This is a genomic window from Arthrobacter sp. K410C (assembly GCF_059090105.1).
Window position 1 is genome coordinate 153,015 of sequence record NZ_JBNHFJ010000001.1, and the last position, 14,278, is coordinate 167,292.

The window sequence follows — 14,278 nt, forward strand, 5'->3', positions numbered from 1 at the left end:
CTCCGGAAGGGCCCTCCGGGGGCACGTCAGCGCAGGCCCGTCTTCCGGTTCAGCGCCAGGTGGATGAGCTCGTCGATCAGGTCGGGATAGCTCAGCCCCGACGCGGCCCACATCTGCGGGTACATGCTCTTGGGCGTGAAGCCCGGCATAGTGTTGATCTCGTTGATCACCAGTTCGCCTTCGGGCGTGTAGAAGAAATCCACCCGGCTCAGCCCCTCGGCGCCGACGGCGTCGAACGCTGCCGCGGCAAGTTCACGGACCCGGGCGATGGCTTCCTCGGGGATGTCGGCGGGACAGCTCAGTGCCGCTGCATTGTCCTCCACATACTTTGCCTCGAAGTCATAGAACTGGTGGCCGCCGCCGGCCACGGAAATCTCGCCGGGCATCGAGGTCCGCGGGGCGTCGGTGCCCCTGCCTTCCAGCACGGCGCACTCAATCTCGCGGCCCGTAATTCCTGCCTCAATGACAAGCTTGAGATCATGCCGGCGTGCCGCCTCGATGGCGGCGTCCAGGTGCTCCAGGGAGTCCACCTTGGAGATCCCCATGGACGAACCGGCGCGGGCCGGCTTGACGAAAACGGGGAAACCGAGCCGATCCACCTGCTTGCGGACGGCTTCCGGATCCTTGCGCCACTGCCGGTCCGTGACAGCAATGTATGGGCCCACCTGCAGCCCGGCAGCCTCGAAGACCACCTTCATGAAGTGCTTGTCCATGCCCACCGCGGAGGCCAGGACCCCGGCGCCGACGTAGCGGGTGTCTGAAAGCTCCAGCAGTCCCTGGATGGTGCCGTCCTCGCCGAACGGGCCGTGCAGCAACGGGAAGACCACGTCAACGGTCCCCAGCTCCTTCGGGACTTCGTTGGGTGCCGCCACGATCAGCTGGTGCTCGCCGCCGATCTCGGCGAGCGTGACAGTTTCCGCCGACGGCGCAACCTCCGGCAGCGCCGATGAGGAAAGGGACCATTGGGCGGTGTCGGCGGAGGCCAGCACCCACTGCCCGGACTTGGCGATTCCGATCGGAATCACCTCGTACTTGTCCTTGTTAATGGCGCCGAGAACTCCGGCAGCGGTGACGCAGCTGACGGCATGCTCGCTGGAGCGGCCGCCGAAAAGTACCGCGACCCGGGGTTTGGCCGGTTTGCCTGCGGTCAGGTTGTCATGGGACATGGTCAGTAATCGCCTTCAGGTTTCAGTTCCCGGGACAGCAGGACAGTCCCCAGTTGGTTAACGGACAGCTTGCCGGCAAGCACTGCCACGACGGCGGCCGTGATGGGCATGTCCACGCCAAGCTTGCCCGCCAGTTCGTGCACGGCCTGGCCCGACTTTATGCCCTCGGCTGTTTGGGTCATCTTCTGGCCCACTTCCTCGAGGGTGAGGCCCTGGCCGAGAAGCCGCCCGGCGGTATGGTTCCGGGACAGCGGCGACGAACAGGTGGCCACCAGGTCGCCCAGGCCGGCGAGCCCGGCCATGGTTTTCGCATCACCGCCCAAAGCCAGGGCCAGCCGTGAGGTTTCCGCAAGTCCGCGGGTGATGACCGAAGCCTTGGTGTTGTCCCCCATCTGCTTGCCCTCGCAGATGCCCACGGCCAGAGCGATGACGTTCTTGACGATGCCGCCGATCTCGACACCCACCACGTCCGAGGTGGTGTAGGGCCGGAAGTACGGCGCGGTGCAGCTTCTTGCCAGCCAGCCGGCGACTGCCGGTTCCGCGCAGGCCACCACGGAGGCGGTGGGTTCCTCGCGGGCAATCTCCATGGCCAGGTTGGGGCCGGAGACGACGGCGATCCGGTCGTTGGGCAGGTCCAGCTCCTCCTGGATGACCTGGCTCATGCGTGCGTCGGTGCCGAGCTCAAGGCCTTTCATGAGGGAAACAACGATGGCCCCCGGCGAGATCAGGGCCTTCCATTCCCGCAGTTGCGGCCGCAGTGACTGGGCCGGGACCGCCAGGACCACGAGGTCGGCCCCGTGGAGCACCTTACGGACGTCGGTGGAGGCTGTGATGCTGGCGGGAAGGGCGATGTCCTTCAAGTACTGCTCATTGCGATGGCTGCCGTTGATCTGTTCAACCACTTCGGCGCGCCGGCCCCAGACCCTGATGGCCCGCGGCGAGTCCGCGGCAATGGCGGCATCGGCCAGGATCTTCGCAAATGTGGTCCCCCATGATCCGGCGCCGAGCACGGCCACGGACTGCGCAGAACCGGTCAGGTCCGCGTTAAGCGTCACTGGGCATCCGTCCCGTTGGCGGACTGCTGCTGTCCGCGTTCAACGAACCTCCCGTGCTTTGCCTGCTGCTTCCGCGCCGGATCCCAGCGCTCGGCCGGCGGCTGCTCACCCCGCAGGTCAGCCAGGAGGCCGGTGATGGCGTCCATGATGACGTCGGTGGCCGCCGTGAGGGTGGCTTTGTCCAGGGGCTTTCCGGAGAACGCGCTGAGGTCCACCGGCTCGCCAACAACAACCCGCGACTTTTTCCGCGGGAAGAGATGGAACCGTTTGCCATAGCGCGGAAAGACCTCGTGCGCGCCCCAGTGGGCAATCGGCACCACGGGGATGCCGCCCTCAAGGGCCAGACGTGCCGCGCCGGTGTGGCCCTTCATCGGCCACAGGTCGGGATCGCGGGTGAGGGTTCCCTCGGGGTAGATGATGATGGCCCCGCCCTCGGCGACCACTTCCTGGGCGACCTGCAGGGATCGGTTCGCCCCCGCCGTCGAACGTTCCACCGGGATCTGCTTGGTGGCCCGCAGTACCCAGCCCAGGACCGGAACCTTGAAGAGTGCGGACTTCGCAAGGAAGTGCGGCGCGCGCTTGTGGTTGTAGAGGAGGTGGCCGATGATCAGGGGGTCGATCTCGGTGCAGTGGTTTGGCGCGGCAATGAAGCCTCCCGCGGGCAGCTTTTCGGTGCCCTCCCACTTCTTGTCCATCATGAGGTTGAACAGGGGACGTACTATCGCCGCGACCGCCACGAAGGTCGCGCGGCTCTTGGCCGATTCCTTCACCGTCCCCCGCTACTTCTTGGTGGTGATGTCGAAATCGGCACCGAGTCCGGCGAGCTTTTCGGTGAAGCGCTCGTAGCCACGGTTGATGATGTCGATGCCGGTGACCCGTGAGGTTCCGGTAGCTGCCAGCGCGGCGATCAGGTGGCTGAAGCCGCCGCGGAGGTCCGGCACGTCAATGTCTGTTCCCTTGAGCTGGGTGGGGCCGGAAATCACTGCCGAATGCAGGAAGTTCCGCTGCCCGAACCGGCAGGGGACGCTCCCCAGGCATTCGCGGTGGACTTGGATGCTGGCTCCCATCCTGATGAGGGCGTCTGTAAAGCCGAACCGGTTCTCGTAGACCGTCTCGTGGACGATGGACACGCCCTCAGCCTGCGTGAGGGCCACCACCAGCGGCTGCTGCCAGTCGGTCATGAAGCCGGGGTGGACGTCGGTTTCCAGGACCAGCGGGTTCAGCTTTCCACCCGGGTGGTAGAAACGGATCCCGTCCTCGCCGATGTCCATTCCGCCGCCCACCTTGCGGTAGGTGTTCAGGAAAGTCATCATGTCGCGCTGCGATGCACCCTCAACGAAGATGTCGCCGCGGGTGACCAGGGCGGCGGAGGCCCAGGATGCGGACTCGTTGCGGTCGGACAGGGCACGGTGGTTGTAGCCGCCCAGGTCGCGGACACCCTCGATGCGGATGGTCCGGTCGGTCTGGACGCTGATGATGGCGCCCATCTTTTGCAGCACGGCGATGAGGTCAATGATCTCGGGCTCGGTTGCTGCACCGGACAACTCCGTGATGCCTTCGGCGCGGGTGGCGCTCAAAAGCACCTGCTCCGTGGCGCCCACCGACGGGTACGGCAGGGAAATCTTGGCGCCGTGAAGTCCCTTGGGGGCGGAGATGTGGATACCGCCGGGACGCTTCTCCACCACGGCTCCGAACTGGCGGAGGACATCCAGGTGGTAGTCGATGGGGCGGTCGCCGATTTTGCAGCCACCCAGGTCCGGGATGAAAGCTTCGCCGATCGCATGGATCAAGGGTCCGCAGAGCAGGATGGGAATCCTGGAATCGCCGGCGTGCGCGTCGATCGCAGTGCTCGGCGCCGTCTTCGCGTCCTTGGGATCAAGGGTGAGATCTCCGTTGACAGGGTCTTTGACCACCGTGACGCCGTGCAGTTGCAGCAGGGAGGTGACGACCTCCACGTCCTTGATTTCCGGGACGTTCCGCAACACCGACGGTTCATTGCCCAGCAGCGCGGCCACCATGGCTTTGGGAACCAGATTCTTTGCCCCCCGGACGCTGACGCGGCCTGTAAGCGGGACTCCGCCGCGGATTGTCAGAACACTACTCATATACCGGTTTCCTCACGATTACTCGCCCCCAAATCCTTGCAAAGGCTCCAACCAAGCATAGGAGGTCGTGTTACCGAACCGAAATACGCGGGCCCCGCCGACGTGGTGTGGCGGGGCCCGGGTACTGCGGACGGAAGCTCTGGAGCGGTCAGGAAAGCCTGGCCGGCAGGGTTTTCGGCTTGAAGGCGGGGCGGGTGGCCTCGTACGCAGTGATGTCCGCCTCGTGCTGCAGGGTCAGCCCAATATCGTCCAGGCCTTCCAGCAGGCGCCAGCGGGTGTAGTCGTCGATCTCGAACGGCGCCACGATGTTGCCGCACACCACTGTCTTGGATTCCAGGTCCACTGTAACTTCGGTGCCCGGAGCATTCTCCAGCTCTTTCCAGATCAGCTCGATATCATCCTGGGCCACCTGCGCGGCGAGCAGTCCCTGCTTGCCCGAATTGCCGCGGAAGATGTCCGCGAACCGGGATGAAAGGACCGCTTTGAAGCCGTAGTCCTTCAGGGCCCACACCGCATGCTCACGCGAGGACCCGGTGCCGAAGTCCGGGCCGGCCACCAGGACAGAACCGGCCTTGAACGGCTCCTGGTTCAGGATGAACGAAGGATCCTTGCGCCAGGCGGAGAACAGGGCGTCCTCGAAGCCGGTGCGGGTGATCCTCTTGAGGTAGACCGCGGGGATGATCTGGTCGGTGTCGACGTTGCTCTGGCGCAGCGGGACGCCGACGCCGGTGTGCTTGGTGAACTTTTCCATGGCTGGCTCCTAGGCTGCGTCGGTGCGGATGGCGGTTCCGGCAGGCTTCGCCGCCGGTTCAGGGGCCGGGCCGAGGTCCGACGGCGAGCTGAGCGTGCCGCGGATGGCTGTTGCCGCGGCAACCACCGGGGACACCAGGTGGGTGCGGCCGCCCTTGCCCTGGCGTCCTTCGAAGTTGCGGTTGGAGGTGGAGGCACAGCGCTCCCCCGGCTCCAGCTGGTCCGGGTTCATGCCCAGGCACATGGAACAGCCGGCGAAGCGCCATTCGGCACCGAAGTCCTTGAACACGCGGTCCAGGCCCTCGGCCTCGGCCTCCAGGCGGACCCGCGCGGACCCGGGAACCACCAGCATGCGGACCTGCGGGTCCTTTTCCCGGCCCCGGATGATGTCAGCCGCTGCACGGAGGTCCTCGATCCGGGAGTTGGTGCAGGAACCCAGGAAGACGGTGTCGACGCGGATGTCCTTCATGCGCGTGCCGGCCTCAAGCCCCATGTACTGCAGGGCGCGCTCCGCTGCCGCCTTGGCGTTCTCGTCGCCGAAGTCCTCCGGCGACGGCACGGATTCGGACAGCGATACGCCCTGGCCCGGGTTGGTGCCCCAGGTAACGAAGGGCTCCAGGGCGTTGGCGTCCAGGTCCACCTGCGCGTCGAAAACGGCGTCGTCGTCGGTCTTCAGCGTGTTCCAGTATTCGACGGCGGCGTCCCAGTCGGCGCCCTCCGGCGCGTGCGGGCGGCCCTTCATGTATTCGTAGGTGGTTTCATCCGGCGCCACCATGCCGGCGCGGGCGCCCGCCTCGATGGACATGTTGCAGATGGTCATCCGGGCTTCCATGGACAGGGCGCGGATGGCTGATCCGCGGTATTCCAGAACGTAGCCCTGGCCACCGCCGGTGCCGATCTTGGCGATAACGGCGAGGATGATGTCCTTGGCGGTAACCCCGGGACGGAGGGTGCCCTCAACGTTGATGGCCATGGTCTTGAACGGCTTCAGGGAGAGCGTCTGGGTGGCCATCACATGCTCCACCTCGGACGTCCCGATGCCCATCGCCAGCGCACCGAAGGCACCATGGGTGGAGGTGTGGGAGTCGCCGCAAACCACGGTCATGCCGGGCTGGGTCAGCCCCAGCTGCGGGCCCACCACATGCACGATGCCCTGTTCGGCGTCGCCCAGGCTGTGCAGCCGGACGCCGAACTCGGCACAGTTGTTACGCAGGGTCTGGATCTGGGTGCGGCTGGTGAGGTCGGCGATAGGCTTGTCGATGTCCAGCGTCGGAGTGTTGTGGTCCTCCGTGGCAATGGTCAGGTCCGGACGTCGCAGCTTGCGTCCGGCCAGCCGCAGGCCTTCGAAGGCCTGCGGCGACGTGACCTCGTGGACCAGGTGAAGGTCGATGAAGAGAAGGTCGGGCTGGGCGTTGGCTCCGTCGCCGTCACCTTTGCGCACCACGTGCGCGTCCCAGACTTTCTCGGCCAATGTCTTTGCCATGGCCAGCTCCCTTCACTGCTGTTGTGATTGATTGTTCCAACTGAATCAGGACGGCTTCACCGTGCGCCAGCCGAAAGATTTGCATCTCAGATATTGAGACGGCAATATCATTACATGGACAATTCTAGTGGAGTCGGTGTCATTGATAAAGCTGCCCAGGTGCTTGATGCACTCGAGGCCGGCCCCACCACGCTCGCACAGCTGGTGGCTGCCACGGGCCTGGCGCGGCCCACTGTCCACCGCCTTGCCCTCGCGCTGGTCCACCACCGGCTGGTCAGCCGGGACATCCAGGGACGCTTCGTCCTGGGCAGCAGGCTCGTTGAGCTGGCGTCCGCCGCGGGCGAGGACCGCCTGATCGCCTCCGCTGGACCTGTCCTGATGCAGCTCCGGGACGCCACCGGCGAGAGCGCGCAGATCTTCCGCCGCCAGGGCGACTGGCGCGTATGCGTGGCCTCGGCGGAACGCCCCATCGGCCTGCGCGACACCATTCCGGTCGGCACCCAGCTGTCCATGAAGGCAGGATCAGCTGCGCAGGTGCTTCTTGCGTGGGAGGACCACGACCGCCTGCTGGAGGGCCTGCAGTCCGCCCGTTTCACGCCCACCGTGCTGGCGGGCGTACGACGCCGGGGCTGGGGCCAGAGCCTCGGCGAACGTGAGCCGGGGGTCGCCTCCGTCTCTGCACCGGTACGCGGCCCGTCCGGCCGCGTGATCGCCGCCGTGTCCATCTCCGGTCCCATCGAGCGGCTCACCCGCCAGCCCGGCCGGCTGCACGCGGAAGTGGTGTGCAACGCCGGGCGCATCCTCACCGAGGCCCTGCGCAAGAACAACGACTGACGGGTCCCGCGCGGCGCCAGGCCCCGGGCGCTAGGCTGTGCCCATGGGCAGCTATGCGGTGTTCCTTCGCGGCATCAATGTGGGCGGGATCAATATCAGGATGGCGGATCTGCGCGAGGCCCTGAACGGCTGCGGCTTTGCCGACGCAAAGACCCTGCTGGCCAGCGGAAACGTGGTGCTCACCAGCAGCCGTGATGCCGGTGCCGTCAAGCGCGAATGCGAAGAGTGCCTCCGCACCGCCTTCGGCTACGAGGCCTGGGTGGTGGTCCTGGACGCAGCCCGGGTGGCTGCGCTGGTGGAAGCCTGCCCCTGGCCGGCGGACGACAAGTCCACCCATACCTACATCACGCTGTCGTCGGACCCCAGGGTGCTGGACGACCTTGACGCCGCCGGTGCCGCCCTCGAGGGCAACCATCAACAGCGGCTCGGCCCGGAAGCCCTGGCCTGGCTGGCACCGGCCGGCGAAACGCTGGACAGCCCCTTCAGCAAGCTCTCGGCAAAGGCAAAGTTCAAGTCAGCCACCACAACGCGCAACCTGCGGACGCTCATCAAGGTCCGTGACGCCGCGGCCGCGCTGGAGGGGGCCGGCGGGCAGCGGTAGGAGCCGGTCCGCGGGCTCGTTCCTAGCTTTCCCCGGCACGCCTCAAGGCGGCGTTGAAGGCGGCGAGCCTGGTCACCTCCACCTCCACCGGCTCCACGATCAGCTTTTGGGCCACGGCTGCTACGGCTTTGTTCAGCCGCTTCCGCGCCCTCTTGGCCCGGGAGCTTGCGGCACCGGCGGCAACGATCCGGCCGGTGACGGCAAGGAAGACCCCCAGCACCACGCCGGACGTGGCCATCAGGGTGGGTATGGGCCAGCCTTCCACGCGCGGCACTTCCGGCACGGGCATCTGGAAGTAGCCCAGGCCGGCGAGCACGCCGAGCCAGCCAAGTCCGCCCAGCACCGTCAGAAGCGCCAGCCACTGCATCACATTGAAGAGGCCCCACCACCATGCTTTGCGGTTGGCGCCGATGTCAGTCCCGGCGATCGCCTGGTCCAGGGCATCCGGCAGCCTTTCACGGCCTTCCCGGGCTGCGCTCCTGATGGCGGCGCGCCACGGTCCGGGCGCGCCGGCACTGGCGGCGTCGGCGAACGCCCGCACGGCGGCGTCCGTCCGGGCACGCTCCGGGGCACCGGCGGACGGCAGTGACGTCCGGTTCAGCTCGGCCGGCGTGCTGCTGCGGAGATTGAGCCGGCGCAGGGGGTCCGGACGGAACCTGGAAAGCCACCGGGTGACGGGCCAGCCGGTCCGCCGCGCCGCTTCCAGCCGGTAGGACCGGGAAACGGCGCTTACTACAACAGGCACATTCGCCGCGATTGCCAGTTCATCGGCAAGCCTGGCTTTTGCCCCAGGGGCAACCCCGGCGGCTTCCCCGTCCCCTGAGGTTGCCCTCAGTTCCCGGCCTGCCTTGGACACATCTGCAGCCAACCGCTGCGACTGGGCCCTGCGCTGGACGGCAACGGACCGGATGGCCGCCCGCAAGGTATCGATGCCGGCACCCGTCACCGCGGACGTGGACAGCACCTTCACCTGGCCGAGGCCGTCGCCCGCCAGGATGGCGCGGAGGGATTGGAGCACCGGTTCCACGTCCGGCACTGGCAGCCGGTCAACCTGGTTAAGCACCACGAGGGTCACCGCCCCGTGGGAGGCGAGCGGCGCGAGGAAGCCGTGATGGACTGCCGCGTCGGCATACTTTTGCGGGTCCAGGACCCACACCAGGACGTCAACCAGGCCTACCATCCGCTGTACCACCTCACGGTTGGCTTCGCGGGTGGAGTCGAAATCGGGCAGATCCAGAAGGATCAGCCCTGTCTCCTCATCCGCGAAGCCGTCCACGGCGGCCGCGTGGTGCCGGTTGCGGACTTCGAGCCAGTCAAGGAGCGGCCCGCTGCCGTCCGCTCCCCAGACCCCGGCCAAAGGTTCCGATGTCGTGGGTCGGCGGGCCGCCGCCGTCGCAATTTCTGCGCCGCTGACCGCGTTGAACAAGGAGGATTTGCCGCTGCCCGTGGCACCAAAGAAGCCCACCACGGTGTGGTCTGCGGACAGTGACCGGCGGGAACTGGCCCTGTCCAGGACAGCCACGACTTCCTCCAGCGCCTGATCGGGAAGGACGCCTTCGCCGAGGCCGCGGGCGTCGTCGAGCGCCTGGAGCCGGCCGTCCAGCCGGGAAGCCTCCCTGGCCGCACTGTGGCGGCTCACGCGCTGCCTGCCAGCCGGACCAGGGCATTGGACTGTGCCGCAAGGACGCCTTCAGTGCCTTCAACGCCTTCCGGCAGCCGGTCAAGGAATTTCTGCTGCTCTTCATCGAGCAGCTGCCGGCACCGGACGGCGAGGTCCTCCCGCGCCTTTTCGGCCATCCGGCGGACTGCATCCTCGCCGAACACCGCTTCCAGCAGCCGCTGGCCCACCACGGCAGTACCGCCGGCAACACCGACTTCCAGGCCTGTAAGTCCAGCGGTCATCGAGAAAACCACGATCATCAGCGCGGCGCCGAGGCCGTTGATGCCGAAGGACAACCAGCGGGCCTGGGTCCGCTTGCCCTGGCCCTCTGTCCGGATGAGCTCCATGAGCGCCTCCTGCCACGCACGGATTTCGGCAGCGGCCCGGTCGGCGAAGACCGGAGCAGTACCGGACAGATCGTCCGTCCCCAGCAGTTGACGCCCGGCCGGATCGGACCGCCAGCGCTGGTCGGTCTCCTCGGCGGCGTTGGCTGCCTCGTCCAGGATGACGGCCTGCAGGCCTGTCTCGATGGCGGCCTCCACCCGGACGGCGGGGGGCGGTTCGCCCCGGAAGAAGGCACCGAGCCGGTCCCGGAAGCGTCCGACGTTCTGCTCCAAGGCCCGGAAGAACTCGCCCGTACCAACGAAGTCCTGCCACCGGGCGAGGACTTCACCGCGCAGGAGCGCGCCGTCCCGGGTGGCGTCCATAATTCGCTCCGCTGCGTCCCGGTAGGCCGACACGGCGTCCGACTCCAGGCTGCCGGCTGCGCGCCGCTGCTCTGCCGCCGCCAGGGCAATTGCGGAAACCTTGCCGGCCAGTGCCCGGACGGCCCCGTTGAGGGTCCTCCGGGCGACGTCCGAGCGGCCGGCGGCGTCCGCTGCGAGGTTCTGCAGCCATGTGGCTAACGGACGGACAGCTGCTGCCGGCAGCATGCCGCTTGAATCCAGTGTGGTCTCCGGAATGATGAACAGCTGCGCACCACCCAGGCCCTCCCTGTCCAGGAGCAACCGGAGGTCCCCGCTGACTTCAGCCTCCGCCCCTGGCGGAACCCTGTCCAGCACCACGGCCACCATGATGTCCCTGGCGGCCGCGTCCAGCAGCAGCTTCCAGGGAACGGCGTCGGCGTAGCGGTTGGCGGTGGTGACGAAGATCCAGAGGTCTGCCGCCGCCAGCAGCTGCCCTGCCAGCCTCCTGTTCTCATCCGCGATGGAATCGACGTCCGGGGCGTCCAGCAGTGCGATCCCGGCAGGAACGGCGGGATCCGCCAGCAGGACGAGCGACGACGACGGCGCGGTCCCAGGGCTTTGCGTTGCCTGGCCGGCGGGAACCTGCCCGGCGAGGGCGCCGCGGATCCGGCTGAGGCCAGGAAGGACACGCTGACCTTCGAACCAGTCCGCCTCCGCCGGGTTGTGCAGCAGGATGGGCTGGCGGGTAGTGGGCCGGATGGCGCCTGCACGGGTTACCGGATGGCCCACGAGCGCATTCACCAGCGTCGACTTCCCGGCGCCCGTGGAGCCGCCGACGACGGCCAGCAGCGGAGCATCCAGGCTGCGGTACCGGGGAAGGATGTAGTCATCCAGCTGGCTGGCGGCACCGGCCGCCTCGCGCCGGGCCAGATCAGCACCCGGAAGCGCCAGCGGCAGGCTGACCTCCGCAAGCGCGCTCCGCACATTTTCCAGCAGCGCCACCGCCTCGGCGGTCTGCGCCGGCTGGCCTGCATCATCGTGCTCGTTCCGGGAGGTCACAGCAACATCATGCCAGCTCACGCGGTTCAATAGGCGGCGACCCGACGGCGGGACTCCCCTATGGATGGTCAGGTCCACCTGGCATCGCCCGGGGAATTGTCCGGCCGGCGGGGATAAAGCCGGAGAAAGAAAAATGGTCCCGGGCTTCTGCCCGGGACCATTTCGATGGTGACCCCAGCGGGATTCGAACCCGCGTTACCGCCGTGAGAGGGCGGCGTACTAGGCCGCTATACGATGGGGCCGTGTACTTCCTGCCAGCGTTTCCGCTGGTCAAGCTCAGTGATTGTTTCACACACTTCGCTCGCGTTCCAAATCGGCGGACCGTTTGAAACTGTTCTGTCCCGAGGCCGTAAAACCGGCGCTCAAACCAGAGCTGGGATACCAGGACTCGAACCTAGAATGACGGTACCAGAAACCGTAGTGTTGCCAATTACACCATATCCCAATGGCACTTTCGGGCCGGTCTTCAGGGCTTTTGCCCCGCTCCGTGCGCCTCAGCACGAGAAAATACTCTACCCGAGACTTTCAGCTCGCACAAATCGGCCGGGTGTGACGTGCCTTACCAGTCCGTCCAGGGAGGCAACCATGTGGCCGTCGAACCCTGTCACCGGCTCGCCTGTCCGGTTCAGCCATACGCCCAGCAGCCCGGCGGCCGTCGAGCCTTCCGCATCCAGCAGCCGGTTGTCACCCACGTAGAGCGTTTCGGAGGCGGCAGTGCCCAGCAGCCGTACGCCCTCGAGGTAGATCGCCGGATTGGGTTTGGCGACGCCGAGCGTGTCCGTGCCCACCAGGTGTGAAACACGTTCCAGTCCCGCGCTGTCCAGCTTGGCCCGCTGGTAGTCGTGGACGTTGTTGCTGACGGCGCCGTAAGGGATGCCTGCGCCGTCCAGGACATCCAGCAGCGGCAGGACGTCCGGGAAAGGCTTGACGTAGGCAGGCTGGCGCTCCATGTAGGCGTTGAGCCACCGGTGCGATTCCTGGCCGTCAGCCAGTTCAACCCCGAAGTGCCCCAGGGCCGCGCGGCCACGGAGCAGGCGCTGTTCGTTGAACGTCACTTCCCCGGCGAGGTACTGGTCGTAGTAGTGCGTGGTCTCGTGCGTGAAGATGCGCCCGAACCGCTCCCACCCGGCCTGGTCCAGGCCGGGCAGGAGATGTTCGCTGACCTCCCGCAAGGCAGTGGTCATCGAGTATTCAAGGTCCACCAGGGTGTCGTCGATGTCGAAGAGAACACCGCGGACCGCCCCGAAGGGTGTCTTCAGGACGCCGCTGCGCGCCTTGCCGGGAGCAGTCATCAGCCGCGGAAGTTCCGGAGCCGGCGCAGGGATGATTCCTTGCCCAGGATCACCATGGATTCGAACAATGGGGGCGAGATCCTGCGGCCGGACACGGCCGTGCGGACCGGGCCGAAGGCCAGGCGCGGCTTGATGCCGAGGTCCTCCACGAGCGCCTGCTTGAGCGCGGCCTGGATATTGTCCGGCGTCCAGTCTTCCACCGGCTCGAGCGCGGCAATGGCTGCGTCCAGGACTTCCCCGAGGTTCTGCGGCAGTCCCTTGCGGGCGTCATCGGCAATGTCGATGGCCTCATCATCCTTGAACAGGAACCCGAGCATGTCCGGCGCCTCGCCCAGCAGGGCAATGCGTTCCTGGATCAGGGGCGCCGCTTCGGTGAGGATCTCCTCCTGCCGCTCCGTGAGCTGCTCCCCCAGGTGGCCTGCGTTCCGCAGGTAGGGCACCAGCCGGTCCCGGAAGTCTTCAGGGGCCAGCATCCGGATGTGGGTGCCGTTGATGGCTTCGGCCTTCTTGATGTCGAAGCGTGCCGGGTTGGCAAGGACGTCGTGCACGTCGAAGTGCTCGATGAGCTGGTCCACCGTGAAAATGTCCTCGTCTGCGGACAGGCTCCAGCCCAGCAGCGAGAGGTAGTTGAGGAGGCCTTCGGGAATGAAGCCCCGGTCGCGCAGGAGGAAAAGGTTTGACTGCGGGTCCCGCTTGGACAGCTTCTTGTTGCCTTCACCCATGACGTATGGCAGGTGGCCGAAGTCCGGCATATAGCTGGCCACGCCGATGTCCATCAGGGCCCGGATGAGGACTACCTGCCGGGGCGTGGACGAGAGCAGGTCCTCCCCGCGCAGCACGTGGGTGATGCCCATGAGTGCATCGTCGACCGGATTCACCAGGGTGTACAGGGGCGAACCGTCGGCGCGGACGATGACGTAGTCCGGGATGCTGCCGGCTTTGAACGTGATTTCGCCGCGCACCAGGTCGGTGAAGGTGACGTCCTCGTCGGGCATCCGCACCCGCAGCACGGGCTGGCGGCCTTCCGCCTGGAACGCTGCCACCTGCTCCTCGGTGAGCTCGCGGTCAAAGTTGTCGTAGCCGAGCTTGGGATCGCGTCCCGCGGCGCGGTGGCGTGCCTCCACTTCCTCGGGGGACGAGTAGCACTCGTAGGCGTAGCCGCCCGCGATCAGCTTGGCTACGACGTCCTTGTAGAGGTCAAGGCGCTGCGACTGCCGGTACGGTTCGTGCGGGCCGCCGACTTCCACCCCTTCTTCCCAGGTGATGCCCAGCCACTTCAGCGCTTCCAGCAGTTGCTGGTAGCTTTCCTCCGAGTCGCGTGCGGCATCGGTGTCCTCGATGCGGAAGACGAACGTTCCCTTGGTGTGCTTGGCATGGGCCCAGTTGAAGAGCGCAGTCCGGATCAGGCCGACGTGCGGGGTACCGGTGGGCGAGGGGCAAAACCGGACGCGCACGGGTGTATCGGCTGAAACGGATGGCAGGGAGGCAGCAGGGGACGCAGAAGGAGTAGTCATAGTGGCTCCAACTTTACCGTCTGCTGCCGCCGCCCGGCGCGGGCGGCGGCAGATGCCGGCGGCTGTCCGCTGG

12 protein-coding genes and 2 tRNA genes are annotated in these 14,278 nt (G+C 66.8%); 2 read left to right on the forward strand and 12 right to left on the reverse strand.

Annotated elements, in window-relative coordinates:
- Positions 1-26: 26 nt before the first annotated feature.
- The 6 genes from AC5RU7_RS00790 to leuC all read right to left on the reverse strand — a co-directional run bounded on the left by AC5RU7_RS00790 (position 27) and on the right by leuC (position 6,559).
- Complete coding sequence (locus AC5RU7_RS00790) at positions 27-1,166, reverse strand: D-alanine--D-alanine ligase family protein (RefSeq protein ID WP_494050694.1); 1,140 nt, start codon at positions 1,164-1,166, stop codon at positions 27-29.
- 2 nt (positions 1,167-1,168) lie between these two features.
- A complete protein-coding gene (locus AC5RU7_RS00795) occupies positions 1,169-2,221 on the reverse strand; it encodes an NAD(P)H-dependent glycerol-3-phosphate dehydrogenase (RefSeq protein ID WP_494050695.1) in 1,053 nt (350 codons plus the stop codon).
- A complete protein-coding gene (locus AC5RU7_RS00800) occupies positions 2,218-2,991 on the reverse strand; it encodes a lysophospholipid acyltransferase family protein (RefSeq protein WP_494050696.1) in 774 nt (257 codons plus the stop codon). Before AC5RU7_RS00800 ends, AC5RU7_RS00795 begins: the two co-directional genes overlap by 4 nt.
- 9 nt (positions 2,992-3,000) lie before the next feature.
- Entirely contained in the window at positions 3,001-4,326 is a 1,326-nt protein-coding gene (gene murA / locus AC5RU7_RS00805; RefSeq protein WP_133346377.1) for a UDP-N-acetylglucosamine 1-carboxyvinyltransferase, read from the reverse strand.
- 148 nt (positions 4,327-4,474) lie between these two features.
- Entirely contained in the window at positions 4,475-5,077 is a 603-nt protein-coding gene (leuD, locus tag AC5RU7_RS00810; RefSeq protein WP_494050697.1) for a 3-isopropylmalate dehydratase small subunit, read from the reverse strand.
- A 9-nt stretch (positions 5,078-5,086) separates the two neighbouring features.
- Positions 5,087-6,559: a 3-isopropylmalate dehydratase large subunit gene (gene leuC / locus AC5RU7_RS00815; protein WP_494050698.1), complete on the reverse strand. Its 1,473-nt coding sequence runs from the start codon at positions 6,557-6,559 to the stop codon at positions 5,087-5,089.
- A 114-nt stretch (positions 6,560-6,673) separates the two neighbouring features.
- On the opposite strand from leuC, the gene AC5RU7_RS00820 reads away from it, so the two are divergent.
- Together AC5RU7_RS00820 and AC5RU7_RS00825 are read left to right on the forward strand one after the other, a co-directional pair.
- Positions 6,674-7,393 (forward strand): IclR family transcriptional regulator, encoded by a 720-nt coding sequence (locus AC5RU7_RS00820; RefSeq protein ID WP_009356552.1) that lies wholly within the window; start codon positions 6,674-6,676, stop codon positions 7,391-7,393.
- Between the two features lie 43 nt (positions 7,394-7,436).
- Positions 7,437-7,994 carry a DUF1697 domain-containing protein gene (locus AC5RU7_RS00825; RefSeq protein ID WP_494050699.1) on the forward strand — a complete coding sequence of 186 codons (558 nt, stop codon included), beginning with the start codon at positions 7,437-7,439 and terminating at the stop codon, positions 7,992-7,994.
- Between the two features lie 22 nt (positions 7,995-8,016).
- Here the strand turns inward: AC5RU7_RS00825 and AC5RU7_RS00830 are convergent, their stop codons facing one another.
- From AC5RU7_RS00830 to gltX, 6 genes are all read right to left on the reverse strand, one after another.
- Complete coding sequence (locus AC5RU7_RS00830; protein WP_494050700.1) at positions 8,017-9,633, reverse strand: GTPase; 1,617 nt, start codon at positions 9,631-9,633, stop codon at positions 8,017-8,019.
- Positions 9,630-11,399, reverse strand: a complete 1,770-nt coding sequence (locus AC5RU7_RS00835; RefSeq protein ID WP_494050701.1) for a dynamin family protein — start codon at positions 11,397-11,399, stop codon at positions 9,630-9,632. The genes AC5RU7_RS00830 and AC5RU7_RS00835 overlap by 4 nt, the downstream gene beginning before the upstream one ends.
- Before the next feature lie 166 nt (positions 11,400-11,565).
- Positions 11,566-11,641, reverse strand: a tRNA-Glu gene (locus AC5RU7_RS00840).
- A gap of 131 nt (positions 11,642-11,772) precedes the next feature.
- Positions 11,773-11,844: transfer RNA gene (locus AC5RU7_RS00845), tRNA-Gln, on the reverse strand.
- 67 nt (positions 11,845-11,911) lie between these two features.
- The gene (locus AC5RU7_RS00850; RefSeq protein ID WP_494050702.1) at positions 11,912-12,691 is read right to left on the reverse strand and encodes an HAD family hydrolase; all 780 of its coding nucleotides are present in this window, start codon (positions 12,689-12,691) and stop codon (positions 11,912-11,914) included.
- Positions 12,691-14,205 (reverse strand): glutamate--tRNA ligase, encoded by a 1,515-nt coding sequence (gene gltX, locus AC5RU7_RS00855; protein WP_494050703.1) that lies wholly within the window; start codon positions 14,203-14,205, stop codon positions 12,691-12,693. The genes AC5RU7_RS00850 and gltX overlap by 1 nt, the downstream gene beginning before the upstream one ends.
- Positions 14,206-14,278: the final 73 nt, after the last annotated feature.